At 35.8% G+C, this 26,959-nt stretch carries 18 protein-coding genes; 1 reads left to right on the top strand and 17 read right to left on the bottom strand.

Annotation, left to right across the window (positions count from 1 at the left end; translation table 11 throughout):
* Nucleotide 1 precedes the first annotated feature (1 nt).
* The 14 genes from ABD963_RS02555 to ABD963_RS02490 form a co-directional block, all read right to left on the bottom strand.
* Complete coding sequence (locus ABD963_RS02555; protein WP_345275367.1) at nt 2-3,019, bottom strand: type I restriction endonuclease subunit R; 3,018 nt, start codon at nt 3,017-3,019, stop codon at nt 2-4.
* Nucleotides 3,016-4,338, bottom strand: coding sequence for a restriction endonuclease subunit S (locus ABD963_RS02550; protein WP_345275366.1), 1,323 nt, complete (start codon nt 4,336-4,338; stop codon nt 3,016-3,018). The genes ABD963_RS02555 and ABD963_RS02550 overlap by 4 nt, the downstream gene beginning before the upstream one ends.
* A gap of 89 nt (nt 4,339-4,427) precedes the next feature.
* Nucleotides 4,428-6,236: a type I restriction-modification system subunit M gene (locus tag ABD963_RS02545; RefSeq protein WP_345275365.1), complete on the bottom strand. Its 1,809-nt coding sequence runs from the start codon at nt 6,234-6,236 to the stop codon at nt 4,428-4,430.
* A 516-nt stretch (nt 6,237-6,752) separates the two neighbouring features.
* On the bottom strand, nt 6,753-7,505 hold the full coding sequence (locus ABD963_RS02540; RefSeq protein ID WP_345275938.1) for a hypothetical protein: 753 nt from the start codon (nt 7,503-7,505) through the stop codon (nt 6,753-6,755).
* A gap of 85 nt (nt 7,506-7,590) precedes the next feature.
* A complete protein-coding gene (locus ABD963_RS02535) occupies nt 7,591-8,436 on the bottom strand; it encodes an NmrA family NAD(P)-binding protein (protein ID WP_345275364.1) in 846 nt (281 codons plus the stop codon).
* A gap of 55 nt (nt 8,437-8,491) precedes the next feature.
* Nucleotides 8,492-8,893, bottom strand: coding sequence for a DUF5367 family protein (locus ABD963_RS02530; protein ID WP_345275363.1), 402 nt, complete (start codon nt 8,891-8,893; stop codon nt 8,492-8,494).
* 37 nt (nt 8,894-8,930) lie between these two features.
* On the bottom strand, nt 8,931-9,425 hold the full coding sequence (locus ABD963_RS02525; protein ID WP_345275362.1) for an anthrone oxygenase family protein: 495 nt from the start codon (nt 9,423-9,425) through the stop codon (nt 8,931-8,933).
* Between the two features lies 1 nt (nt 9,426).
* The gene (locus ABD963_RS02520; protein ID WP_345275361.1) at nt 9,427-9,726 is read right to left on the bottom strand and encodes a hypothetical protein; all 300 of its coding nucleotides are present in this window, start codon (nt 9,724-9,726) and stop codon (nt 9,427-9,429) included.
* A gap of 163 nt (nt 9,727-9,889) precedes the next feature.
* Nucleotides 9,890-10,879 (bottom strand): AraC family transcriptional regulator, encoded by a 990-nt coding sequence (locus ABD963_RS02515; protein WP_345275360.1) that lies wholly within the window; start codon nt 10,877-10,879, stop codon nt 9,890-9,892.
* A 212-nt stretch (nt 10,880-11,091) separates the two neighbouring features.
* Nucleotides 11,092-12,906, bottom strand: a complete 1,815-nt coding sequence (locus ABD963_RS02510; RefSeq protein WP_345275359.1) for a M1 family metallopeptidase — start codon at nt 12,904-12,906, stop codon at nt 11,092-11,094.
* A 33-nt stretch (nt 12,907-12,939) separates the two neighbouring features.
* Entirely contained in the window at nt 12,940-14,550 is a 1,611-nt protein-coding gene (locus ABD963_RS02505) for a S8 family peptidase (RefSeq protein WP_345275358.1), read from the bottom strand.
* A 27-nt stretch (nt 14,551-14,577) separates the two neighbouring features.
* Entirely contained in the window at nt 14,578-15,438 is an 861-nt protein-coding gene (locus ABD963_RS02500; RefSeq protein ID WP_345275357.1) for an MBL fold metallo-hydrolase, read from the bottom strand.
* Nucleotides 15,439-15,500: 62 nt separating this feature from the next.
* Nucleotides 15,501-17,702 (bottom strand): SulP family inorganic anion transporter, encoded by a 2,202-nt coding sequence (locus ABD963_RS02495; protein ID WP_345275356.1) that lies wholly within the window; start codon nt 17,700-17,702, stop codon nt 15,501-15,503.
* Nucleotides 17,699-18,586 carry a universal stress protein gene (locus ABD963_RS02490; protein ID WP_345275355.1) on the bottom strand — a complete coding sequence of 296 codons (888 nt, stop codon included), beginning with the start codon at nt 18,584-18,586 and terminating at the stop codon, nt 17,699-17,701. Before ABD963_RS02490 ends, ABD963_RS02495 begins: the two co-directional genes overlap by 4 nt.
* 67 nt (nt 18,587-18,653) lie before the next feature.
* On the opposite strand from ABD963_RS02490, the gene ABD963_RS02485 reads away from it, so the two are divergent.
* Nucleotides 18,654-20,489 (top strand): cation:proton antiporter, encoded by a 1,836-nt coding sequence (locus tag ABD963_RS02485; protein ID WP_345275354.1) that lies wholly within the window; start codon nt 18,654-18,656, stop codon nt 20,487-20,489.
* Between the two features lie 253 nt (nt 20,490-20,742).
* On the opposite strand, the gene ABD963_RS02480 is transcribed toward ABD963_RS02485, so the two are convergent.
* The 3 genes from ABD963_RS02480 to ABD963_RS02470 all read right to left on the bottom strand — a co-directional run bounded on the left by ABD963_RS02480 (nt 20,743) and on the right by ABD963_RS02470 (nt 26,958).
* Nucleotides 20,743-23,145 carry a glycoside hydrolase family 31 protein gene (locus tag ABD963_RS02480; protein ID WP_345275353.1) on the bottom strand — a complete coding sequence of 801 codons (2,403 nt, stop codon included), beginning with the start codon at nt 23,143-23,145 and terminating at the stop codon, nt 20,743-20,745.
* Nucleotides 23,146-23,413: 268 nt separating this feature from the next.
* Complete coding sequence (glgB, locus tag ABD963_RS02475) at nt 23,414-25,324, bottom strand: 1,4-alpha-glucan branching protein GlgB (RefSeq protein ID WP_345275352.1); 1,911 nt, start codon at nt 25,322-25,324, stop codon at nt 23,414-23,416.
* 5 nt (nt 25,325-25,329) lie between these two features.
* Nucleotides 25,330-26,958, bottom strand: coding sequence for a trehalose synthase (locus ABD963_RS02470; protein WP_345275351.1), 1,629 nt, complete (start codon nt 26,956-26,958; stop codon nt 25,330-25,332).
* Nucleotide 26,959 lies beyond the last annotated feature (1 nt).

The following is a 26,959-nucleotide window of genomic DNA, read 5'->3' as shown; positions in this document are numbered from 1 at the left end:
CTTACTTCTGAGCGTTTATACCTCTGTTAATTAATTCTTTCACAACACCAAACATCATTGCAGAAAAGTCCTCTTTAAATTCCTTGTTGTCCGAATACAACTTATACAGGTCAAAGTTGGTAGTGATGTGCTTGAGCAGTTCTTCTCCTACAATTTTGTCGCTGGTTATTCTTGCGTTCTGTTCGTCTGAATGCTGAATTGAACTTATCAGCTCTTTGTTTTTCGCTACATCAGTTGCAATGTTTTCAGCCATTTGGCGGACTTTGTCAGCATCTTCAAATTCAGTTCCGTAGCGGTCATTGAAAGTTTGAAGGATGTTCGAAAGCTTGTCAATTTCAGGTTCACTTACTCCGCCTCTCATATCAGTTGGAATAGGCTTTAAGTCTTCACCTTGCTCCAAAACTACATTGGTTGTAGACTCCAATTGCAGGCGGTAACTGTCCATGTCAATATTGTCCAAAACGCCTTTTGCCAAATCTACTGAGGTATCACCGCCAAGCTTGTTTTGTAAATGATTCAGGAAAATGTAAAGACGCTCCAAATAAGGATTTTCAAACGGTACAATCTGAGAAAGGAAAATGTAAAGTCGAACGTATGTTTTGACTTTTGCCCTGAAATCGGCTTGTTGCTCTTCTTCTAGGTCGTCTCTGAAAATGGCAGCAGATTCATCTAATGATGCGTGGAGCTGGTCAACGGGGACATTATTCAAAATCTTGTTTGAGAAGTCTTCAACTTGTTCACGTGAATACACTTGATAATTGTCCAAAGCATCTTGTAAATCAAAAAGCTTGTTTGGATCTGTTGCTTCTCCAAGAATTGTGCTTTCAAAATATGGCTTGAAAGCATTCTCCATATCTTCGGCTGTATTAGCAAAGTCAAGAACAAAAGTGTCTTTCTTTAATGGATGACTTCTGTTTAGCCTTGATAGGGTTTGAACCGCATTCACTCCGCCTAGCTTTTTATCTACATACATGGTATGAAGAAGTGGCTGGTCAAAGCCAGTTTGGTATTTATTGGCAACCAATAGAAAACGATATTCATTTTTTTCAAACTCAGATGGAATTGAGCTGCTCGAAAAGCCGTTCAAACTTGCCTCTGTTTCTCCGTCAATTTCACCTGAGAATGCAACAACTGCTTTGTACGGGCTGTTTATAGATTTCAAGTAAGCATCAAAAGCCTTTTTGTATTGCACAGCATTTTTTCGGCTACTCGTTACCATCATGGCTTTTGCTTTGCCACCCATTCGCTTTTTCCGAATCACATTTTCCATGAAATGGTCAACCATCATTTTTGACTTTTTCTTGATGGCGTGTTCATGGCTTTCTACATAAGCCTTGAGTTTCTTCTGTGCTTTCTTTTTGTCGTATTCAGGGTCGTCCTCTATTTTCTTGAGTAAGGCGTAAAAACTTTGGTAGGTGGTGTAATTCTGCAATACATCTTTTATAAAACCTTCTTCAATCGCTTGCTTCATAGAGTAGAGATGGAAAGCTCTAAATTTCGTTTTGTCTCCTTCTTGATAAGGAACTCCAAAGAGTTCCAAAGTCTTGTTTTTGGGAGTAGCCGTAAATGCAAAATAGCTGGCATTTGGCAAGAGTTTTCTTGATTTCACCAAAGCACGGATTAAGTCTTCTCCTGTTACTTCACTGTTTTCATTTTCGTCATAATCTTCCAAGTCAAATTTCAATTCGTCTTCATCATTCAGTTTAGATAAAGATTCGTTGAGTTTCCTTGCCATTTGGCCGCTCAAACTGCTGTGAGCTTCATCTATGACGATACCAAAGTTGTTTCCTGGTAACTCTCCAATTTCTTCTACAATGTGCGGAAACTTCTGAATGGTGGTTATGATGATTTTCTTTCCGTCTTCCAAGGCAGTTTTGAGTTGCTTACTTCCTTCGGTAATCGCTTCAACCACACCGCCAACTTGTTGAAATTGCTTGATGTTTTCTCGGATTTGGGCATCCAACACTCTGCGGTCTGTAACGACAATAACGGTATCGAAAATGTTGTTACTTCCTGACTTGTCATGCAATCCAATTAATTGGTGCGAAAGCCAAGCGATTGAATTGGACTTGCCTGAACCTGCGGAATGTTGAATCAAATATTTCTGACCTGAGCCTTTTTCTTTTGCATCTGCCAAAAGTTGTCTTACTGCTGATAGTTGGTGATAGCGGGGAAAGATGAGTTTTTTCTCCTTTTTAGTTCGCTTTTTCCCTTTGTCGTCCGTGTATTCTTTTTCTTCGGTAACGAGCTGCGAGAAGTTTTGAATGATATCCGTAAGGCTGTCCTTGGTTAGAATTTCTTTCCAGAGATAATCGGTTTTAATTCCACCGTTTGGTGGGTTTCCAGCTCCGTTGTTATTGCCCTTGTTAAATGGTAAAAAATACGATTGCTCACCTTTCAGTTGAGTACACATCCAAACTTCTTCTGTGTCTACAGCGAAGTTTACAACCAAACGACCCAAGCGAAATAACTCCTCATTAGGGTCTCTGTCCTTTTTGTATTGGTTGATGGCGTGTTTTACATTTTGTTTGGTTAATTCATTTTTTAACTCAAAAGTGATAACTGGCAAGCCGTTAATGAAAACGACCATGTCCAAGGAATTCTTGTTTTTGGTAGAGTAGTAAACCTGACGAATGACCGAAAAAACATTGGTTTTGTACAAGGCACTTGCACTGGCATTGTATGCCGAAACAGGCTTGTCATAAAACAGCTTGAGTTTGGTGTCTGTAAAGCCATCAACAATGCCTTTTCTTAAAACTTCAATAACCCCTTTGGCTTGAATGCGGTCATTCAGACGTTTGATGATTTTCTGGCGATACAAGTCTTTGTGATACCGCTTGAGCTTCTCGACTGCTTTGGGTTGGGTAGTTTCTAAAAATTTAAACAATAAGTCTTCGTCTAAGCAGGAAACATTATTGTAATCCGTACTTTCTCTTTGGATGTATCTATTCGCCTCTACCAAATAATTGGTAATATGGCTTTCTAAGCCCTTTTCTGTGGTATCTGTGCTTTTACTCATTCTTCAATTTCTTCGGTTTGGTATTCAGCCTCATCCTCAGCTGCTAAACTCAATTCCTCTTCTAATTCTTCATAGTTCTCTTCTTCGGTTGAATCAGGAATTTTAAAATCCCTGATATCTATTTTCCCTGTAACCGCTTCTGCTATAATGGCTGTTTTGTACTCTTGAGTTAGAGCGATTTCTTTCTCGATTTTGGAAATGGTTGTATCTATTTTATCTGTTTCTTGAACAATTATTTCAACTATTTTCTCTTGTTCATCAATTGGGGGAATTATCAACTGAATTTTTCGAAAGTCTCCTTTTCCAATGTTTGGTTGTCCCGTTTCTCGAACATAGAACTTCATTTGAGCTTGGATAAATTCGGACTTTAATTGCCAGTAGAGAAAGTCTTTGCTTAGCTTATCGTTTATAGGATAGAAATTGCCTACACGGTAGTTTTGGAGTAATATTTCACCATTGATATTTGCTCGAATGATTTTTCCAATCGTTCCTCCAGTAAGAGCCATAAGAACATCATTGTCCTCAATTATTATGTTCTTAAAATCATATTGATAATGCTCAGGTACAAAGCTTGCATTTTCCAACCTCAAGCTTCCATCTGGAGAAAGCTGCGTAATCTTAACTACTTTGATGCCTTCTTGGGAGAAATGTTCCTCTCTAAACTGAAAACCATGTTTCAAAAAGACGTTTTTATTAAATCCTTCCAGATTGAAACCAACGGGGAGTTCATCTATCCATAAGTTTTCTATTCCGTAGGTAGCTGATTCCAAATTTGTTCCTTTGGTTATTGCTTGATTAATGGTGGCGACTTTTTGCTCGGTGAGTAGTTTAATCAATTGCTTTTTCTTTTGGATAAAGCGGTTGATTTTGGCGAGTTTGTAATCGAGAAAAGCGGCTATTTTGATTTGTTCTTCTGCTTCAGGAACAAGCAGTGTTTCCCTTTTAAATTCTTTGTAACTCAATGATTGTCTTACTCCACCACCAAGATTGTAGAAATACTTTATGGTGTCTAAAAAGTGTAGTTGATAATAAAAGTATTTGGAATGTATATCTTCATTTGGAACGATACCAACATAGGCATTGGTGATAATGCCTCTTTCAGGGCAGTAGCCAACTCTCAAGCTCTTTTTATCATTTTGCAGGTCGGTAAAACGTAGAATAATGTAGCCTTCTTCAATTATTTGATAGCCTTCAAATGATTCGGGCACCAAACCAGTTGCATTGTCAATGTCCTTGCGTTTCAGTTTACCATAACTCAGAGAAAGAAGATTTCGCTCAACTAAGCCAGTGTTCTTGACCTTATTTTCAGTAAAAATCATTCTCAAGTCAGTTTCCTGCCAATGACTCGGAATTTCCTCTTGCCAAAGCGTTTTAGAAGGTTTATAGCTTGTGTATTTCTTCTTTGCCATTATTCCACAATCTCTTTTAATAAACCATCTGTTTCTTTTTCCAATTGCATAATATCATTTTCTATATCAGCAAGGTCTCGAAGTGGTTCGTGTTTGTAGAAATACTTAGTGAAAGAAATTTCATAGCCCAACTTCATTTTGGACTTATCATACCAAGCATCAGGAGCAAATGGTAAAACCTCACGTTCAAAATATTCTTGAATGTCCTCTTTCATTGGTACATTCTCAGTGTCTTTCAGCTCCTTATCGGACTTGGGCTTACCCTTGGCGTCTTTGATTATTTCGCCATTGGCATTTCTTTCAGGTTGGTGTACCGTGATTTGGTAGAAACCAAAATCTTCATTGTCAAAAATTAAGCTGTATTCATTCTCTTCAAAGGCAAAGTATAATTCCTGAATTTTAATGATATGGTCATTTGTCAATTCTACTCGCTTGTCACCAAGTGGCTTTCTCATGTTCTTGTAGAACTCAGCAGAAGAAGCATTGATAAGTTGAACTTTACCTTTTCTTCGCTCTTCTTTCATATTGCTGATAATCCAGATATACGTTGAGATCCCAGTATTGTAGAACATATCATTTGGTAACTGAATGATGCATTCCACAAGGTCATTTTCTAAAATGTATTGACGAATTCCGCTTTCTCCGCTTCCAGCATCTCCAGTAAATAGAGCAGAACCATTTTGAACAGAAGCAATTCGACTACCGCCATCTTTTGGGTCTTTCATTTTGGAAAGCATGTGAAGCATGAACATGAGCTGCCCATCATTGCTTCTGGAAGTCAAACATGTTTCTTCTAACTCACCTTTAAAGTTTTTGATAGGCAGATTAAAACGTCTATCAACTATGCTGATTTTCTTTCCACTTCCAACGTTTAGTTTGGCAATATCTTCTTTCCAACTTGTTCCATAAGGCGGGTTGGTCAGCATGAAGTTGAACTTCAAATCAGGGTCAAAGCCATATTCGCTCAATGTCGAACCGTACTTGATTTTGTCAGGGTCTTCATTTTTCAGCAACATATCTGATTTGCATGTTGCATACATTTCGCCTGTGTTCTCTTGGCCGTATAAGTGAAAGGTCGCTTTCGATTTTATTTCACCATCAGGATTGGTTGCATAGCGTTTAGATTGGGTAAGCATAGCACCAGAACCCGCACAAGGATCATACACCAAATAAGTTCCTTGTTGTATTTTATCTTTTACAGGCAGGTAAACCAAATGGGTCATCAGTTCAATGATTTCTCTTGGTGTAAAGTGTCGCCCTGCTGCTGCATTGGTCTTTTCGTTGAAACGTCTGATTAAGTCCTCAAACATGTAGCCCATTGCCATAGGCGAAATCTTTTCAGGTCTTAGCTCAACTTTCGGGCTGCAAAATTTTTCAATCAGCGAAAAAGTGATTCCAGTATTTTCAAAGGTTTCTAATTGGTTTCTGAATTTGAACTTGGAAATGATGTCTTGAACGTTTTCAGAAAAGCCATTGAGATAGTCCAAAAAGTTGGCGTCTATATTTTTCGGGTCAGCCAACAATTTTTTCATGGTGTAAGGCGAAGTATTGTAAAACGCCAATCCAGAGCCATGTTCTTTGCTCGTCAGTAGTCCAGATAGGTTGTCAATTTTTCCTTTGAACTCATTATGGGTTTTTAGCACTTTGTCTTTTGTTGGCTCAAGTGCCAAGTCCAACCTTCTTAATACCGTCATTGGCAATATCACGTCCTGATACTGGTTTTCAAGGTATTTGTTAATCAATACGTCATCCGCAACTGTCCAGATGAAGTTGATAATTGGTTGTAAACTTTGTGTATCTAAATTCATTTATGTCTATTCTTCTTTATTCGTTTCAGTCGAGCGTTGGCTTTGCGTGTCGGCAAAATCAAATACGCCATTTGCGGGTTGGCTTTTTACATTGACGCACAACTACATGGATATGAAATCGTATTAATGTTTTATATCCATAGTTTAACGAATTTAGTTGAATTTTTTTACAATCTCAAGTTTAAAAAACAAAAAAAAGCCCCTATTAAAAGAGGCTTGAGGTGTTATAAAACAAGTTGTTTTAATTTTTGTTGTTGGTTCTATCTACATCAGCCATATATCTCGAAGGGTCTATTTCAACAGATGTTACAGGTTTTGAAGTCTCAAACGTATAAGTGGGATACGCCCAAGCCCAATTATTTTACCGGCAACAGTGCCCAAAGATCATCCAATTGCAATATTTTTTGTTAAACTTCTAACAAAAAGTGAAATTCTTCTCAAAATGTTATACTTAATTTTAAATGTTATACATAGGATATTAATTCAAATATTTTACAATAGGTATTATTTAAAAAATTAGTCAAGATGTAAAAAAGTTAAGGAGAGGAATAGCGTATTAGTTGCCATATGCAATAATAGAGGGTATTGAAAACCAAAGGCTATTCTGGTATAGCCTGCAATAAAAGCGCTAAATAATTGAGGTAAGGTTAAAAAAGGTAACCATAAAAGATTTATTAGATTCAATTCAAAATTGAAAATATGTAGCCAAGCGAAACCTATACAAGAGAAATAATAAATCGACCTAAAGTGCTTATGCCAGTAGTTTTGTAGTATGATTTTTATATTCTTGGTTCTGCCCACTAGATACATAATCAACACAACAGCAATACCGATTATTATGCGAAACCAGAAAGTTTCATCTAAAAGGGATAATCGGCTTTTAAAAACTGCTTTTGTAATGATGTAATATGTAAATGTTCCAGAAGTTAACGCAAAATAAATAGGGTTAAACCTTAACGACAATCTAAAGGTCGTTTCTTCAAGTATGGGTAAAATAATCCCACCAACTAAAAGTAAGAGTATTGGGGCAAATCGCTCCGACATACTGGTTGATGTTAGATTTTCAGGTTCATAAATAAACTGTAATAATGATGCTAATGTTATTGAGAAAATTATCTTTATAAAGAAGAGACCTACAGTATCATAGATTTTGTGAGTTGTGCTTTTCTCTATCGAGGGTTTATCTTTAGGAGACTTAATAAAATTCAATAAATCTATTAATAGGGATTTATAGTATTTTGGTTTGATTAAAGGATAGGAAATTATCATCACTTTCTAATTTTAGATATAAAATAACATATAATTGAGGCTCCAAAAACCTACTAGAGTTAGTTGGAGCCTCTGATTTAATGGATTATTGGGCATGAGTTATTTCTACATTCCAAATACCGGTTGCAGCAGTTTGTTTAGCATATGTTTCAAAATCTTTAGCCGGCCTACCCAATACCTCAGCCACATCATGGGAAACCTCTTGGTTTTCTGGATTCCCTAGTACTTCTTGGAATAAATAACCAAAGAGCCATACGTAAGAATCTGGTAATCCTGCTTTTCGCATACCGTCTTTAAATTCGTCGATTGAAATCGGCACAAATTGAATTGTTTTATCGGAAGCTTCAGCCATAATCCCTACCACTTCTTTAAAGGTTCTTTTTTGAGGTCCAGTAACAGTTATGGTTTGTCCGTTATAGGAATCATCGATTAGTACTTTAGAAACGACGTCTGCAATATCATCTGCGTCCACAAATGGAATTCTTGCTTCTGGCATAGGTAATGCTACAACGCCATCCAATACAAAATCTAAAAATGCACCCTCACTAAAATTTTGGTTAAACCAAGAGGCTCTCACTAAAGTGTAGTTTAAGCCTGAATTAGCAACGATATCCTCACAGGCTTCGGCTTCAGTTTCTCCTTTTCCTGAAAGCAATACTACTTTTTCTAAACCAGCTTCTAATGCTTTTTCAGTTAGCGTTGTTATCGCATCTCTCGATCCAGGTACAGCTAAATCAGGATAATACACGATATAGGCTCTGTCCATATCTTTCAAAGCCGCATCATAAGTTCCCGGTTTTTCCCAATCAAAAGTTGGATTTGTTTTTCTCCCTACAACTCGTACGTTGTGTCCAGATTGCTTTAAATTTTCGACTACCCGGCGACCAGTTTTACCAGTTCCGCCAATAACTAAAATGTTTTCTGTTTTCATGTTTTCTGATTTAATTAAATATTAATTGTGTTTCAACTATTTGAAATTTTTTTTACTAATGATTCACTATATTACTTCTGCTTTTAACTACGTTGTACCAATACACTGTAGTCATTATGATAAATTCTATTCCGATAAGCCAAAAACTGATGGCAGTAAAGAAACTATAATGTGTTCCTCCATACGGAGCTATTAAATATGGTACGGTAATTAGTGCATCCATAGCGGCTGCTATTAAAAAGAAAGCTAACCCTAACCAGTATCCTTTTGTAGTACTTTTTTTTCTGTAGTATAGTTTTGTTCCAAACCAAACTATTGGCAGAATTCCTAAAGACAAGAAAATATTTGCTTGAAGTTCTGGGTCTTCTAATATTGGGATGTAGAAAGAAATGATGTAAATACTAACTCCAAGAATCCAAATAATGATTCCAATACCTATAGTTCTAAAAAGTTTCATGATTCTTCGTTTTTTATTTTTTAAAATTGTTATGTTTTTATTTTGTGTAAATAAGCCCAATTAGTAAGAGAGCAAATGAGGTAAAAGAGGCTATGGTGCGCTGAATGTGCCAGCGATTCCAAGGTTTTTCAAATTTCGCTCTCAGTTCTTTAAGATCAACTTCAGAAAGATTTTCTAAAACTGTTTTGTCAAGAAGTTCATTTAGCGGAACATTTTTGAAAACCGTAATAAGACCAATACCCAAGAAAAATAGAATTGCCGCCAAGGTAAATGACCAGAATGTTACCGGATGTGAATTGCGATGCAAAAAGGCATTTATAAATAAAAGTATGACGGGTCCAAAAAAGACAAAAAGAAAACTTGGATTGATTATGGCACGATTCATTGCTTGAAATGCTTGCAAGAACCCTAAGTCATTTAATCTGGCAATGCCGGGTGTTATGGAATTAGACCATGTAAAACACAATCCTGCTGTAAGTCCAGTAAATAAGATGCCTAGCATCAATACGATGATTTTAAAGTTTAGCTCCATTTTATTTATTTTTTGTGGATGATATCCAGGTTAATAATTCTTGATACTCTTTAGAGGTTAGTTTTATTTTTTTTCCCTTGGGCATTCGTTTCTTTATATAGACTTGCTTATAAATATCATTGACCCAAGAATCCATATTTTGCATTGTGAATACGCGTCTTTTGTTCTGTTTGCGATGACATACGTTACATTTGTTATTCAAAATTTGAAAAGCTTCTGCTTTTGAATCTTTTACTGTGTAACTTGAAACTTGTAGTGCCGTCAATTCTTTATACTCTTGAACTGGTTCGTAGCTCTTCATTGAATTTATTAAAAGTGTTGTTATAATTCCTATTAGAAGTTTTTCTATTGTTACCATCATTAAATTGTATTAATTAATTTGATGACACAAAGTTGCGAAGCGTTCAAAAGAGATTTTTGACACTTAAAGACAACCTTTTGACAGTTTACGCCAAAATGGAATTTTAGATGGTTTTTTGGAATTCTGTAGGAGTAAGGTCAGTCCATTTTTTAAAAGCGCGATTAAAAGCACTTTGCTCGGAGAAGCCCGTTAGGAAAGCTATTTCACCTATACTTTCAGATTTTTTCCTCAGCAGTTCCTTGGCTATTTCTTTTTGAGTTTTTTTAACCAAATCACGATAAGTGACGCCAGCTTCTGAAAGTCTGCGTGTTAAAGTTCGGTTGCTCATAGCTGTAAGATCACTGATATATTGGATACTTGGAATACCTGTTGGGAGAGCATCTTTTATTAGCGCTTCAACATCACGAACAAATTTACTCCCTGGAATCTTGATTCCTTTAAGCTGCTCATCAACTTGTTTTAGCAGATAATTATTAATACTAGTGTCCGCCTTAGCTGTCCTTAAATTCAGGTCATGAGTTTTGTAGCTTATTGAATATTTTGGTTGATTGAAATTTAAAGAGCATTTAAAAGCTTCATCAAAGCTACTTAAATCTTTGGGAGGGTTGTGTTTGAAACATACTTCAATGGGCCACACCTTTTTTTCAGACATTGCTTGCATCACTACCATTGTTGCGGACAAACTAGCCTCCGAAGACAGTTGCATACCTCTTCTATTAGCATCTCTATTTAGAATTATATTAGAAATTTCTTTACCTTCTTTTACTTCCCAATTATAAGTATTAGAAAGCAATTTAAAATAACGCTCACTACGATCAAAAATTTCTCTGACTTTTGCACAGGTTCTCCATGATAATCCTAGTACACCATAATCATCTATTTTCATCTGTTGACCAACCCGAATCGCAAACCCCGGTTTTAGCTTTTCATCAATCAATTCATGGGCTCTTAAATGTTCATCTGCGGAAACAAATTTTAAATTTTCAGCCTCTTCAAGCGATATAGGCAAATCCTCAAAATCCTTCAAGGACATACCTTCCGCAATAGCACAATTAAGTATCTTTTTATATAAATTAACAGAAAAGTATTTCATTTTTTACAGAACTAACTATTCCAGATATTCAATTTCTTTTAATTATGGTCAACTATAGAGACATGAAATCGTTTAAATGCCGAAACAAGTTCAGCACAAGGGTCTTATACCCAACGTTAAACGAAGTTAGTTGAATTTTTTTTCTATGTCAACTTATAGAAACAAAAAAGCCCCTTTTAAAAGAGGCTTTATATTTTATTAAATCAATGATTTTAATTTTTGTTGTTGGTTCTATCCACGTCAGCCATATATCCCGAAGGGTCTATTTCAACAGATGTTACAGGTTTTGAAGTCTCAAACGTATAAGTGGGATACGCCCAAGCCCAATCGCTTATAATGGTGGCTGTGGTTGGTTTTTCACCACGCATCATTTGTAAGGGGATATAAAAATTTTCGGTAGTACCATCTGTATATGTAACCGATAAATCAATAGGCATGGGCATTAAACCAATACGCTCTAAGGTTATGGTTTTATCGTCTACAGATGTAACGCCATAATCAATGGTATTGGTGGTTTGTGCAAAATCGATTAAATACCAATCGAGTTCCAAACCAGAAACTTTTTCAGCGGTTCTAATAATATCTAATGGTTTAGGGTGTTTAAAAACAAAATCGGTAAAGTATTTTTTTATGGTTTTTTTTAAATTTTCTTCTCCTATCACATAACCCAATTGTGCTAAAAACACTTCGCCTTTACTATAGGCCGAAATACCGTAAGCTTGGTTGTAAGCATATCTGTCAGAATGTGTGGTAAGCGGTTGTTCTTTTCCAGATTTCGCCAAGTACATGTATCCGTTGTAAGCACTTACAGTTGGGTTGTCCTTACCTTCATTCATCACGTCATTCATAGCTAAATCACTAATATAGCTAGTAAAGCCTTCATCCATCCACTCGTGTTTTGATTCATTAGAAGCTAATAAAAATTGAAACCAAGTGTGAGCCAATTCGTGCGCCGTTACACCTACCAAACTTCCAAAACTGCGGTTTCCAGTAATCAAAGTACACATGGCATACTCCATACCACCATCGCCACCTTGAATAACCGAATACTGCTTGTAGGGATATTTTCCAATGTGCTCTGAATAATACTGCATCAATTCAACGGTTTTGGGTTGTAATTTTTTCCAGCTTTCTTGTTTTTCGGCATCGAGCGTATTCTTGTAGTAAAAATGAAGCATCGGGCCATTGGGCACTTGCATCGTGTCATGAATATAATCAGGATCTGCAGCCCATGTAAAATCGTGCACATTAGGCGCGATAAAATGGAGTGTTTTTTTGTTTCCGTTTGTGGTTTCGTTCTGTAAATAACCAGAGCCCCCTACTACATAATTTTTGTCTATGGTGAGTTTTACATCAAAATCTCCCCAAACACCATGAAACTCTCGAGCGATATAGGGGTCGGCATGCCAACCTTCAAAATCGTATTCCGCTAATTTTGGGTACCACTGCGTCATGGAAAGTGCCACACCTTCTTTATTATTCCTTCCAGAACGACGGATTTGAACAGGTACTTGTCCGTTAAAATCCATATCAAAGGTTACGCTTTCACCGGGTTGAATGGGTTTAGCTAAATCCACTTCCAAAACGGTACCAACGGTTTCGTGTTTTAAAGCCACGCCATTTTGTTTTAATGAGGTTACTTTTAAATACCCAATTTCATTGGGTTTAAGTTTGCTTATGCGATCGCCTACTCTGGGGTCTGGATCTGCAATCGTTCTGGAACGCACATCCATTTCACTTCCTGGTTGAAAGGCGTTAAAAAACAAATGGTAATACACTCTATTTAACACATCAGGAGAATTATTGGTGTACACCAATTGTTGTTTTCCATTGTATTGATAGGTGTTTACATCCATATCAACCGTCATTTTATAATCTACATGCTGTTGCCAATATCCTGAATTTGAGTTAGGAGCAGGCACCTGAGGGGTTATAGCTACAGGAGTGGAAGCCATAGGACCTTCTTTTGAAGCATAACAGGACCATAAAAGGGAAACAGAGAAAATTAATAATAAGGAACGATTCATCTAAAAATGATTTTAAAAGTGTTTTAAAGAATTTTATTTGGCGGCCATTTGAGAAGCCATAATTAAGGCATTGTATGCGTTCACTATTTTTCCGGATTTTGACAAATCTGCAAAAGGTTTTACATCGCTACTATTTCCACCAACAATCACTTTGGTTTTTAAAGCCAAACCAGAATCCATAATAACCTGTTTTACTTGAGCCGCCTTTAATTTAGGATAATACGAACGAATTAAAGCCGCTACACCCGCCACTGCTGGTGCTGCCATAGAAGTTCCTCCTTTAGTGTCGTACTCGTTTTCAGGTGTGGTTGAATACACGCTCGCTCCCGGAGCAAAAACATCTACATTTTGCTTTCCGTAATTTGAAAAACCAGCCACCATGCCAGAACCGTATTTAGGCGCTAACGCACCCACTCTAATGTAAGTGTCTGATATTTCTTCTCCATTGATATTATCATCTGGGAAATTGGGCTCCACATCTACATTGTTACTATCATTTCCTGCAGCATGAACAAATATCACATCTTTTTTTGCAGCGTAAGCAATGGCATCACGTACCCAATCGCTGTGAGGCGAAAAACTTTTTCCGAAGCTTCCGTTAATTATAGACGCCCCATTATCTACAGCATAACGAATGGCTAAAGCCACATCTTTATCATACTCATCGCCATTAGGTACTGCTCTAATACTCATAATTTCAACATTATTTGCAACACCGTTTGCGCCTTTACCATTGTTGCGTTCCGCAGCAATAATACCAGCTACATGGGTTCCATGACTTTCTGTTTTCTTAACAGGTTTTACGTTGCCATTACCATAGTATTTGGTTGTCATATCCTCTGGGTTGTCGCCATTTACTCTACCTTTAAAGGTTTTATTCAGGTTGTAGTTTAAGCGATCATTGATGCTTTCTAAACCGTCACTTATTTCCTTTTTTGCATCAGCCATAGATTCCATTCCATTACTAAACATATATTGGGCTATCTGTTTTGCTTGGTTAATGCTTTGGTCTTCACTTTTAATGGCATTAACGTCTTCCTTGGTGTAATCTTTTTTGCCAATGTGTTTTGCCAATATGTCGTCGGTATTGGTTAATTGCTGATAAATTTGGTCATATTGTGTTTTTCTTCCTAACCATTTTTGATATTCGGTTTCATATTCGGCTTCAGCTCTGGCATAATCAGGATTATTTTTATCGCCACTTGCTAAAATTCTAACAAACTCTAATTGTTCGTTGTAACCATCTCCTAAAAAATTCCACCCATGCACATCGTCTATATAGCCATTTTTATCATCATCTTTTCCGTTGTTAGGTATTTCACCTTTATTGGTCCATAGCACATCGTTTAAGTCTTCATGATCAATATCGATTCCAGAATCAATCACCGCTACAATAACCTTTGTTCCTTTTCTGTTTTTAATAATTTCGGCATAGGCTTTATCTACACTCATTCCTGGTATGGTGTCTTTAGGCAAGTCTAAATGTCCCCAATTTTGTTTTTCGGCCTCTGTTAAATCTGAAACTTTTAAAGGCGAGGTGTCAATATTTTCAACAGGAGTTGATATGATAGGCGCTGTACTACCACAGCCAAAAAGAAGGAATGTTAATAATAAGGAGGTTAGTAATGTTTTAATTGTTTTCATTTTTTATTAGAATTAGTCGTTTTTAATTTAATTGAAAATATCTTGGGTATTATAAACAGCGTTTAATCTCACGCCTTTTTCTGTGTTTTTTACGGTTATGATTTCGTTGTGTGCATCATGCTCTAAAAATAAATAATAATTACGTTCTGCTGCCAGATTAAGAAATTTTTCTTTTTCATCTAACGTTAAAAGCGGTCTAGTATCATAACCCATAACATAAGGCAAGGGCAAATGCCCAACGGTTGGCAGCAAATCGGCCATGAAAGCAATGGTTTTACCTTTGTAATGAATTAACGGAATCATTTGTTTATCGGTATGACCATTGGCAAAAAAAACATCAAAGCCCAACTCAGAACTAGTAAGCATATCCAATTCAGGAAGGGATGTGAATTTTAGTTGTCCACTTTCTTCCATAGGAAGAATATTTTCTTTCAAAAACGAAGCTTTTTCGCGTTTATTGGGTTGAGTTGCCCATAACCAATGGGCTTTATTGCTCCAAAAATAGGCGTTTTTAAAAGCAGTTTCGTAACCTGTTTTATCCGAATTCCATTGAATGCTACCGCCACAATGATCGAAATGTAAATGTGTTAGAAACACATCAGTGATATCATCACGATGAAATCCATAGGCCTTTAAGGAGTTATCTAAATTAAATTCGCCCCAAAGATGGTAATAGCCAAAAAACTTTTCAGATTGCTTATTGCCCATACCATTGTCAATTAAGATTAGTTGTTTACCATCTTCAATAAGTAAGCACCGGGTGGTGAGCTCAATCATGTTATTGGCATCAGCAGGATTGGTTTTATCCCAAATAGATTTGGGCACCACGCCAAACATAGCGCCACCGTCTAACTTAAAATTTCCGGCATTTATAGGGTACAAATTCATAAGAGCGTAAAATTAAGAAATCTATTGGTAATGCTTAAAACCCTTAAGAATATATTATGATTTTAGGCCGGAGCTATCACTTGTTTTAATCGTTTTCCAAAATCGAAAAGGCTTTTAATTTCTTTGATACTCGCCAAGCGTTCTTTGCTAAAAACCAATAAGGCATTGCCATTCGACTCTACATGATAATAGGGGTTACTCTCAAAAAAACGCGTGACATCATCATTAAAAAATTTTGCAATGTCAGCTTCATTGTCTCCCAATAAATAAAAACGTTTAGAAAAATCGGAATGATTTTCAATAGGAATATCTTTAAATCCAGCAAGCGCATAAAACTTCTCTAAAAGGCCTTCTCTATCTAAGGTAAACTGCGGAATGGCATAATTTAAGTTGATGTGAAGCATTGTAGAGCGAATGACCTCTTTGGCTATAAATTCCCCTTCGGAAAACTCAATATCAAATAGCTTGATACTGTTATCTTTTTGAGATAATTCATTATAAATATGATTGATTTGTTTGGTGTTAAAAAACAGAAAATTATTTAAAAACGATACGTTTTTCTGCTTTTTGGAATTATAGTTTAAGCCATAATTTTCGGCTAAACTCTCCATACTTGTTTGGCGTCTGGTAAGGCTGTTTTTTATGATTTTTGGCACAGACAATAGACGCCTAGATGCAAATGGATGATTGGAGGCGGTATCGTGCATATCCAACCCAATCACCTCAAAACTACCACCACGTTTACTAAACAACTCTTGGTAATTATAGATGTTTTCTAAAACAGTATCATCAACAAATTCACAAAGTGAAAAATCAACAATGACATCTTTGTTCTCTGGAACCGCATCTAAATGCTGCTTTAGCCTAAAATAATTTAAAAAACTACAAAAGTGTTTAACACTTACATAAAAATTATTTCTGCCATCATGTTCTCTAAACATCAAAACATTGGGTTTTAAAACATTTCTTAAAAACAAACCAGCCGTTTTGTTAATAACGATATGAATGATTAAAGTTGCTAAAACACCCATGACAATACCAGTAATTAAACCTATTTTTAAAGTGACTATGAGGGTTATAAAAAACACGATAAGTTGCTCCTTGCCTATTGAAAACATTTTTCTAATAATATTAGGTGATGCCAATTTATAACCCGTGTATACCAAAATGGCCATTAAGGCAGGAAGAGGTATTCGGGTTAATTGCGTGCTAAAAAACACGATAAAAATGACTAGAAATAAGGCATGAAAAAAGTTTGAAGATCGATTGGTAGCGCCATTATTCACATTAACAGAGCTTCTTGCAATTACTGTAACGACATTTAAACCCCCTAAAAAACCACTACCCATAGTTGCCAAACCTAAAGCTTTAAGGTCTTTATTAACATTAGAGCGTCGCTTTTCTGGGTCTAATTTGTCAACCGCTTTAATACTTAAAAGGGACTCGATGCTGGAGATAAGTGTTAGAGCCAAAACACTACCAAAAAAAGAAAAGCTCCAAATACCACTAAAATCTGGATGAGGCAAATCGCTAATAATCTTTTGAATGGAAGGAATTCCTGATATCATATATTCTTGAGCAATTGGGTTGGGCTCGTGTAAACCAATTTCAAAATAATAACTAAAACCAATGGATAACATAACAATCCACATAGGCGCAGGTATAAGTTGTAAATACTTATTCCTAATTTTAGAATAGAAAAACATAATACCAAAACTGATTATTCCGGCTAATGCCGCATAAATCAATCCGTCAGTCCCATAATGAAAGGCATCATTAATCGTATTTGGAATTTCCAAAAGGTAATCAATGGTATCTTCTCTATTTATTCTATGGGCAAGCATGATATGAAATTGTTTGCCAAGAATAATTAAGCCTATAGCTGCTAGCATGCCCTGAATGGCAGATGAAGGGAAAAAATCGGCCAGTGTCCCCATTCTAAAAAAGCCCAATACCAAGAGTAAAGCTCCTGAACAAAATATGGCTATATAGGTAGTTTCTAGCCCCAAAGATGCAATAGCCAATAAAATAACTCCTACTAATCCGTTTCCAGGGCCTACAATAGTAACATGACTGCCACCAAAAACAGAAACCACGATACCTCCAATTACAGCCGATATAACGCCCGAAATAGGTGGTGCATCACTGGCCATGGCAAGCCCTAAGCCCAAGGGAAGCGCAATGAGGCTTACCACAAATCCAGAGAATATGTTTTGTGGAATGGCCTGTAAAGTTTTTATTATGTTATTTTTTTTTGGACTCATTGCAAAATCAAAACATCAGTAGGTAATTCGGTTAAAATATGTTCAATGTCATGCGGAAATAATCGATCCCAAAAGGTTATTTTTTTGGGAGCATTCATGACTAACAAATCAGCTCTTGTTATTTGAGCGTAATGGCCTATGGAATACCCTTGTTTCCCAAAAATAGGTTGTAATTTTATGGTTTTATTTTTTGTGTATTCTACAGGAATATGGCTAATGATTTCTTTTACTCTCGAGTTTTCCCTTAGTTTTATGCGTTCTTTTATAATGGTTGCTCTTCTCAAGGATTTGTCGTCTTCAACCTTTACAGTAATTTGTTCTCGTTTTATTTCTTCAACAATAGTTATTTTTTCTGCATTGAGTTGTTTGGCAACATAAAATGCTGTTTTTATAGCCTGTTCTGTTTTTGGGTTTTTTAACCCATTTACAACGATGTGTTGGCAGGGTACACGATTTACAGAAGGTTTAATTAATAATAAAACCGAACATTTAGCTGAACGAGTAATTTTTCTAGCAATAGAACCCACATAATATTTCAGGAAGTCTTCGCGCTGAAGCGCTCCAAGGATGAGTAAATCAATTTTCTTTTCTTCGGAAATGGATAAAATGACATTAACAGGATCTCCGGTTTTAAAAACCATCTCATAATTCAAATGGTGTTTTTCAAAACGTTCAAGAATCATGTTAAGCATATTTTTTTTATCCTCAGACGAGTCGCCTACATGAATTAAAAACAGCTTACAATCAAAAAAAACGGCCAATCTGGCGGCTTCAAAAAGGTTAGCTTTTAAGTTTGGCGAAAATGCTACACCTATTCCAATACTTTTAAAAGGTTTTAAAGACAAATCTGTTCTTGTTTTTTGCTTAAAGTTGAAAGATAGCATTTTTTAAAAACATGAAATCACACGTTTTTACTTAAATTAGTGCTTTTAATATGTAGATTTACGAAATATGTTAGAATTAGCAGGGATTATTATCCTAGGAATATTGGCGCAATGGGTGGCATGGAAATTTAAAATTCCAGCTATTTTACCGTTGATCTTGATCGGTTTATTAGTGGGTCCCATTGCTGCCGAATTTTTAAGTGAAGATGGTAGTAAATGGATAGAACCTGTTTGGAACGGAGAGAAGGGATTATTTCCTGGAGAAGGTCTCTATTATTTTGTTTCTTTAGCAATAAGCGTCATTCTTTTTGAGGGAGGTTTAACTTTAAAACGAGCAGAAATAAAAAATGTTGGTCCCGTTATTACTAAATTAATAACACTCGGTTCTGCTGTTACTTTTTTTGGAGCTGGCATATTGGCTAACATGATTTTTGGATTAAGTTGGGAACTTTCTTTTTTATTCTCTGGACTTATCATTGTAACGGGACCTACCGTTATCACACCTATTTTAAGAAATATTCCCTTAAAAAAAGACATCTCTACCGTTTTAAAATGGGAAGGCATATTAATTGACCCAATTGGCGCCTTGGTAGCGGTTTTGGTGTTCGAATTTATAAGTGTAGAAGGGGATAGTGGTTTTACAAAAACTGCCTTGATTGAGTTTGGTAAAATTATTTTATTTGGAACGACCTTCGGGTTTACGTTTGCCCATGCGCTAGCTTTTGCAATAAACAAAAAGTTAATTCCCCACTACTTACTAAATGTGGTGTCCTTATCAACGGTATTGCTGGTTTTCGTTGAGTCCGAGATTTTTGCTCACGAGTCTGGATTATTAGCAGTTGTAGTTATGGGAATGGTTTTAGGAAACGGAAAACTCCAAAATATAAAAGAACTTCTTTATTTTAAGGAATCTTTAAGCGTTTTATTAATATCTATTTTATTTATTTTATTGGCAGCTAATATAAATATAGAAGATTTATTACTACTTTATACTTGGAAAACGGCTTATCTTTTTGCCTTAGTGGTGTTTGTTATAAGACCTTTAGCAGTGTTTTTAAGTACCATTGGTTCGAAGTTAAAAACTAATGAAAAGGTTTTTATTAGTTGGGTTGGACCCCGAGGTATTGTAGCTGCAGGAATAGCATCGCTTTTTGGGAGCAAACTCATAAAGCAAGGAGTTGAAGGTGCCGAATATATTACTCCGTTGGTTTTTATGATTGTTTTGGGAACGGTATTATTAAATGCTACCACCGCGAGATTATTTGCCAAATTAGTAGGTGTTTTTTTAACAAAATCTGGAGGAATCTTAATTGTTGGTGCTACCAAAATTTCACGAATATTAGGGCATTACCTTGAAAAAAACGGTAGAAATGTGGTATTGATAGACAGTAATGAAAGAAACATTGAAAAAGCAAAAGAACTTGGTTTAGAGGCTATAACAACCGATATTTATTCAGATGCCTTATTGGATAATATAGAATTAAGTGATGTAGGGTATTTGATGGCACTAACAGGAAATCCAGAGATTAATAAATATGCCATAAATAAATTCGGAAAACAATTTGGTGAACATGGCTCTTTCAGGCTAGTAACACCGCAAGAAATATTAGACGATTCCAATAACCCAAAGGAAGGGTTATTTTCTCACACAGATGATTTTAATTCCCTCATTGAAGTAACTAGAAAACATCCTTCTATACATGAAATAAATTTGTTAGATAAAAAAAATTATGAAGATTTAATTAAAATAACCAATAAGGACAAGGACATTGTTCCGTTGTTTATCAAGGATTTAGAAGGGGAACTTCATATAATTTCGTCATATAACCTAGACGTAGATAAGATTGAGAAAGGTTATAAGCTAGTGTATTTAGGCAAACATTTAGATGTTGAGAAGGTTTAACGAAATTTATATTTTACACGCTTCAAATTATTAAACATCTTCTATTTTATTAACCAAGAAGTAATAAAATGAACAATGGCGTTGGTTTCAAAGATAAGTGTAAGGGTTTATAAAAAACCAACTTTTTCTTCAACAATTAGTAAGATATTTAATCAACTAGATTAAAAATCAAGATTCCCATATGCGCTATATCATTTATTAGTAACTTCATTTTTTTAATGAAAGCCTCATAATAATTAAGGCAATAATAGTTTTAAGCCATAATGTGTAGCTCTGTAAACTCTTTAGTAAGCGTTAAGGTATTATCGCCATTAAGCTTTAACTTAGAAAAAGGAATCTCTACATTATCTACTTCTATTTTAGAAATTTTAAAAGGCAATCCGTGTAACCTCAATTTAAAGGTTTTATAGGTAGTAATATATTTACCTGTTTTATGCTGCTGAATAATTAATTCGTCTTTTTTTCCATGCAAATTAAAATCCCTTAAACTATATCTTCCTTTAATGTAGTCATACCCATCAGTAGCATCTTCATAAACTTGCGAGGTTTCTTTACCTAGTTTATAGTAAACATCTAAAATTAATTCGTCAATCGTTTTTTCACCAACATATTGTTGAATAGGATATTTAGGAATGATAGCGCCTTCTTTTACAAATATGGGCATGCTATCTAAATCGGCATCTACCCAATGTTCTTGGCCACCTTTTATAAGCTCGTCTGTCCAGAAATTATACCACTTCCCAATTGGGATATACATACGTCGGCCTTTTTGATTAGGACCGGTTACAGGGCAAGCAAGTATTTTTTCACCAAAAACAAACTCATCGTTTCTGTAATGGGTTTGCGGATCGGCTTGATCATATAACACTAAAGATTTTAAAATAGGTATAGCTTCTTCCGCATAACGCCAAAACGCCGTATATAAATACGGTAATAATTGGTATCTTATTTCTATAAACTTTCGAACCACATCGGTAATGGTATCTCCAAAAGCCCAAGGTTCTTGATCACCATGATCTCCAGAAGAGTGGGTTCTGCAAAATGGGTGGAAAATACCTAATTGTATCCAACGCGCGTATAATTCGCCATTTGGCTGTTCGGCAAAACCGCCAATATCGCTCCCTACAAATGAGAAACCAGACATACACATGCGTTGGGCTTGTAGGTTGGCGATGGTTAAATGATCCCAAGTAGCTACATTATCTCCTGTCCAACTTGAAGTATAGCGCTGTGTACCAGAGTAAGCGGCGCGGGTAATAACAAACGGACGTTTTGGGTATGAGAATTTTTTTAATCCTTGATACGTAGCTCTTGCCATTTGCATCCCATAAACATTGTGGGCTTTTCTGTGGCTACAAGGATTACCTTCGTAATCGTGTCTTACATCATCAGGGAATGATTTTCCTGGAACATCCATGACGGCGGGTTCATTCATATCATTCCAAACCCCTTTAACCCCAATTTCTTCAATGAGTTCTCTAAATAAATTAGACCACCAATCCCTTACTTCTGGGTTTGTAAAATCTGGAAAATAACATTCACCGGGCCAAACTTTACCTTTCATGTAAGGGCCATCAGCACGTTTGCAGAAATAATCTTTATCCAAGCCTTCTTTGAACACCGAATAATCCATATCAATTTTAATGCCCGGATCAATGATAACAATGGTTTTAAACCCATCATCGGCTAATTCTTTTACCATGCGTTTGGGGTCTGGAAAGTATTCTTTATTCCAAGTAAAACACCTAAAACCATCCATATAATCAATATCCAGATAAATCGCATCGCAAGGAATTTTTAATTCCCTGAATTTGGATGTAATTTCCTTGACATTAGATTCTGGATAATAACTCCATTTACATTGATGATAACCCAAAGCCCACAGAGGTGGTAACTGGTGAGGTTTTCCTGTTAAATCTGTATAGTTTGCTACCACTTCAGACATTTCTGGACCGTAAATGAAATAGTAATTCATTTCACCACCATGTGCCCAAAAACTGGTAATGTTTCTGCGTTCATGACAAAAATCAAAATAAGAGCGGAAGGTATTGTCAAAAAAGATTCCGTATGATTTTTTGTTATGCAAAGCCGTGTAGAAGGGAATGGTTTTGTAGATTGGATCGGTATCTCTGCCATAAGCGTAAGAGTCGGTTACCCAGTTTTGAAAACGCTTCCCTTTAAGATTATTGTCTACAGGCTTATCACCAAGTCCGTAGTAACTTTCTCCTGGTTGAGCAGTTTTGGACATTTTAACAACATCGCCACCATATTCGTAACTTTCTTCCCAATGAAAGCCCAGTTCATCTTCACAAATTAAAGTATTGTCTTTTGCATCAAAAAGCGATATACGTAAATCAACTTTTGAAACATGGCAGATAAGTTTTGCAGTAGTTATGATGTATTTATCATCCTTTTCTACCACTTCTAGGTGGTTATAACCTCTGCTGGCGTATTTAGTAATGGCATAAGAGAAATCGTTTTCAAAAATACCAGTAGTTGTATATCTAAAACGGAGTATGCTGTCTCGACGAACTGTAACTTGCAAAATCACCCCATTTTCAGAGGTAAAAGAGAGCACATTAATGTTTTTTTCGTAGTTTATTATTTTGGAAGGAAAGAGGTTTCCTTTATATTCTAATTCGGTATTTAATATCATATTTTAAAAAAATATATTAATTGACGAAAATACTAAAATAAATAGACCTCTTGCCTTTCTTTTTACTAAAAAAAAGGCGGATTAATTATTTAAAAATCAATTTACAGGTTAGATAACTGTTAAAAATTTAATAGATAAAAACCGAAAACAAGAAAATATTGATCAACTGGAAAATTGAAAAGTAAAAAGAAACAAAACAATAGAAAATAATATCAGTATAAGAACCCTCATTGTACCAAGAAATAAGGTGCAATGAGGGATGATATTTTTATGAAATAAATTCAAAAACGGTAATAGCCAAAGGGGGTAAAGTAACTTCTGCAGAATAATCTTTACCATTCCAAGCGGTTTTCTTGATGGTTATTTGTTTTTTATTCAAAACGCCACTTCCACCAAATTCTTTAGAATCACTATTGAAAATTTCTTTTAATTTACCGTTAGTAGGAAGCCCTATTCTATACTTTTCTCTGATGGTAGGAGTGAAATTACATATTACAACTACATTGTTTTCAGACTTATAACCTTTTCTGATATACGAAATAACACAGTTTTCATAATCCCCATAGTTTATCCACTCAAAACCTTCACCTGTAAAAGCTTTTTCGAATAAGGCAGGAGTGTTTTTGTAGAATTTGTTTAATTCTTTAAAGTAGCTTTGAGTGTTTTTATGTGGCTCGAACTCCAATAAATTCCAATCTAAACTTTCTTGGAAATTCCATTCGTTATACTGTCCAAATTCACCACCCATAAACAATAGTTTGGTTCCGGGATGTGTAAACATATAGCCATATAACAAACGAAGATTGGCAAAACGTTGCCACTCGTCACCAGGCATTCTGCCTAAAATAGAATTTTTACCGTAAACGACTTCGTCGTGAGAGAGAGGCAACATAAAATTCTCGGTAAAGGCATAAGCTAAGCTAAAGGTAATATCATTTTGATGGTATTTTCTATATACAGGGTCCTTAGCAAAATACTCCAAGGTGTCGTGCATCCAACCCATCATCCATTTCATTCCAAAGCCTAATCCGCCAACAAAAGTTGGTTTTGATACCATAGGGAAAGCCGTTGATTCCTCAGCGATAGTTTGTACATCAGGGAAAGAAGCATACACCTCTTCGTTTAATTCTTTGAGGAAACTTATAACTGCCAGATTTTCTCTGCCACCATAAATGTTTGGTTCCCACTCACCGTCCTCACGAGAATAATCTAAAAATAACATGGAAGCTACGGCATCAACACGCAAGCCATCGGCATGGTATTGATCCATCCAAAAAATAGCATTACTTATTAAAAAAGAACGCACTTCATTACGTTCATAATTAAAAATCAAGCTTTTCCAGTCTTGGTGGTAACCTTTGCGCTTATCTGGGTGTTCGTATAAATGAGAGCCATCAAAGAACCCCAAACCATGGGCGTCTTCCGGGAAATGTGAAGGCACCCAGTCTAGAATGATACCTATATCATTTTGGTGCAGTTTATCTACCAGATATTTAAATTCTTCAGGATAGCCAAAGCGCGATGTTGGAGCAAAGTACCCCGTAATTTGATACCCCCAAGACGGGTCATAAGGGTATTCCATAATAGGCATAAGCTCCACGTGCGTGAAATTCATGTCTTTAACATAGTTTACTAAATCATCGGCCAATTCGTAATACGACATAAACCGATCTTCCTCTATATTTTTTTTCCAAGATCCGAGATGTACTTCGTAAACGGAGTAAGGGGCATCCAAGGCGTTATGCTTTTTACGTTTTTTCATCCATTGGGCGTCTTTCCACTTATAGTTATCATCCCAGACAATGGAAGCGGTGTTGGGGTTGTGTTCAAAACGTCTTCCGTAAGGGTCTGCCTTTTCGGTTTTTACATCGTTATGGTGGCTTTGAATTTTATATTTATAAGTAGCACCTTTTTCAACATACGGTATGAAACCTTCCCAAATACCACTCGAGTCCCAACGTACATTGAGTTGGTGTTCGCCCTCAATCCAATAATTAAAATCACCAATTACAGACACTTGCTTTGCCGAAGGTGCCCAAACTGCAAAATAGGTGCCTTCAATACCATCAACAGTAACCAAGTGAGACCCTAATTTTTCGTAAAGTCTGTAATGCTTTCCTGCTTTAAAAAGATTGATGTCAAACTCTGTAAATAAACTATGTACTTTTACCTGTGCCATATATTTTAATTATTTATAATATTAGAAACTCCCTTTAAAGGAATAACGGCCCATTGTGGACGTGAATTGAGTTCGTAACCCAACTCGTAAATTGCTTTTTCAAGTAAGCAATATTTTAAAATGAAAATACGCTCTTGGTTATATCCTAAGTTTAGGTTCGCATTTTGAGTTTCGGTAACATAAGTTCCCATAAATAAACCCGTAATGTAGCGATATAATATTTCACCAGCTTTAAACAAACACTCTTGATTTGCAAGATAACTTTTTCCATTGTTAAAAATTGTGGCGTAAATGGCGTAATGAAAGGACCTAAATAAACCTGCCACATCTTTTAAGGGAGGTTGTTTTACTTTTCGGTCTCGAATGGTGCTTTCTGGCTCACCTTCAAAATCTAAAATGTAAAAATCGTTATTTTTTACCAGTACTTGCCCTAAATGGTAATCACCATGAATTCGTATGCGCTCGCCTTTAAGCTTGGTCCAATCAAACGTTAAAAAATGCTTTCTAATGCTATTTTTTTTATCCAAAAACTCTTTTGCTAACTCTAAAGCTAACCCATCTAGTTTATGAATGTTGTTTTCAATAGTATTTAGTCTATTTTGAAACTGATAAACGACTTTGTTCTTTAACCAAACCGTATAATCCCCATTATAATGCGCTGGAGTAAAAGCGGTTTCTTCAAACTCGGAGCCTAGCGCAATGTGCATTTCTGCTGTACGTTTTGCCAAAGTTTCTACCTGTAAAAACAAATTTAAACCGGCCCAATCTATGATTTGAGGAGGTATATTTTGGATGATTAAACGCTGGTATAATTCGGTATTTGGAAGCTTATCAACGGATATATTTTTATACTCTAAATTCGAAAACACCTTATGTAATTCTTTCAACATATATTCCCAAGCATCCCCTTCGTTGGGAATCATTTCTTGCATTAGGGCAATAGTAATGTTGGTATTTTCGGAATCTACTAAATTAATACTTCCAAGATAGGACGGGGTATTTTTAAACCCTTTTTTTTCTGATAAAAACCGACTCATTTCGTAATCAGGGTTTTTATCTGCAAAAATGCGCCTGAAGAATTTTAAAACATATTTTTCATTATAAACCAATGAGGTATTGCTCTGTTCCAGCCCCATAAAACGAGAAGATTCATAAACCATATTTTCAAACAAATGGCTTTTATGATATTGCACTTTGGTTTTGTCAATAGGTTCGGCAGTGGCAATACGTTCAAAAACCAACTTTCGAAATGCCTCCAAATTTATAGCATCAATAATAAACCCTTTTTGGTCTTTAATTTGAATAGGAAGAATTCTATCTTTTTTTGCAAAATTTTCATCTGTAACAAAAGCAATAGGTAAAAAGTAATGCTGATAAAAGGCCTCAACAAAATTCACTTCTAAAATAAGCCCATAATAAATTTCGCCTTTTTGTTGAATTTTAAAAAATTCAGCTAATTCAATATATTTAAGCTTGCTGGCTTTACCACCGTACCACCGTTGTTTGATAATGTAATCTTCTAAAACATCTGATAAAAAAACCTTTACAAAGTCATCACTATCAAGCAATTCCTCCCAGCTTTTGGTGGTTTTAAAAGTGGGATTTACTGTTTGTATAGAAGATTGACCAGTCATA

The sequence above is a fragment of the Litoribaculum gwangyangense genome (assembly GCF_039543505.1).
Classification (GTDB): domain Bacteria; phylum Bacteroidota; class Bacteroidia; order Flavobacteriales; family Flavobacteriaceae; genus Litoribaculum; species Litoribaculum gwangyangense.
This window is presented reverse-complemented; position numbering and strand designations above follow the sequence as displayed.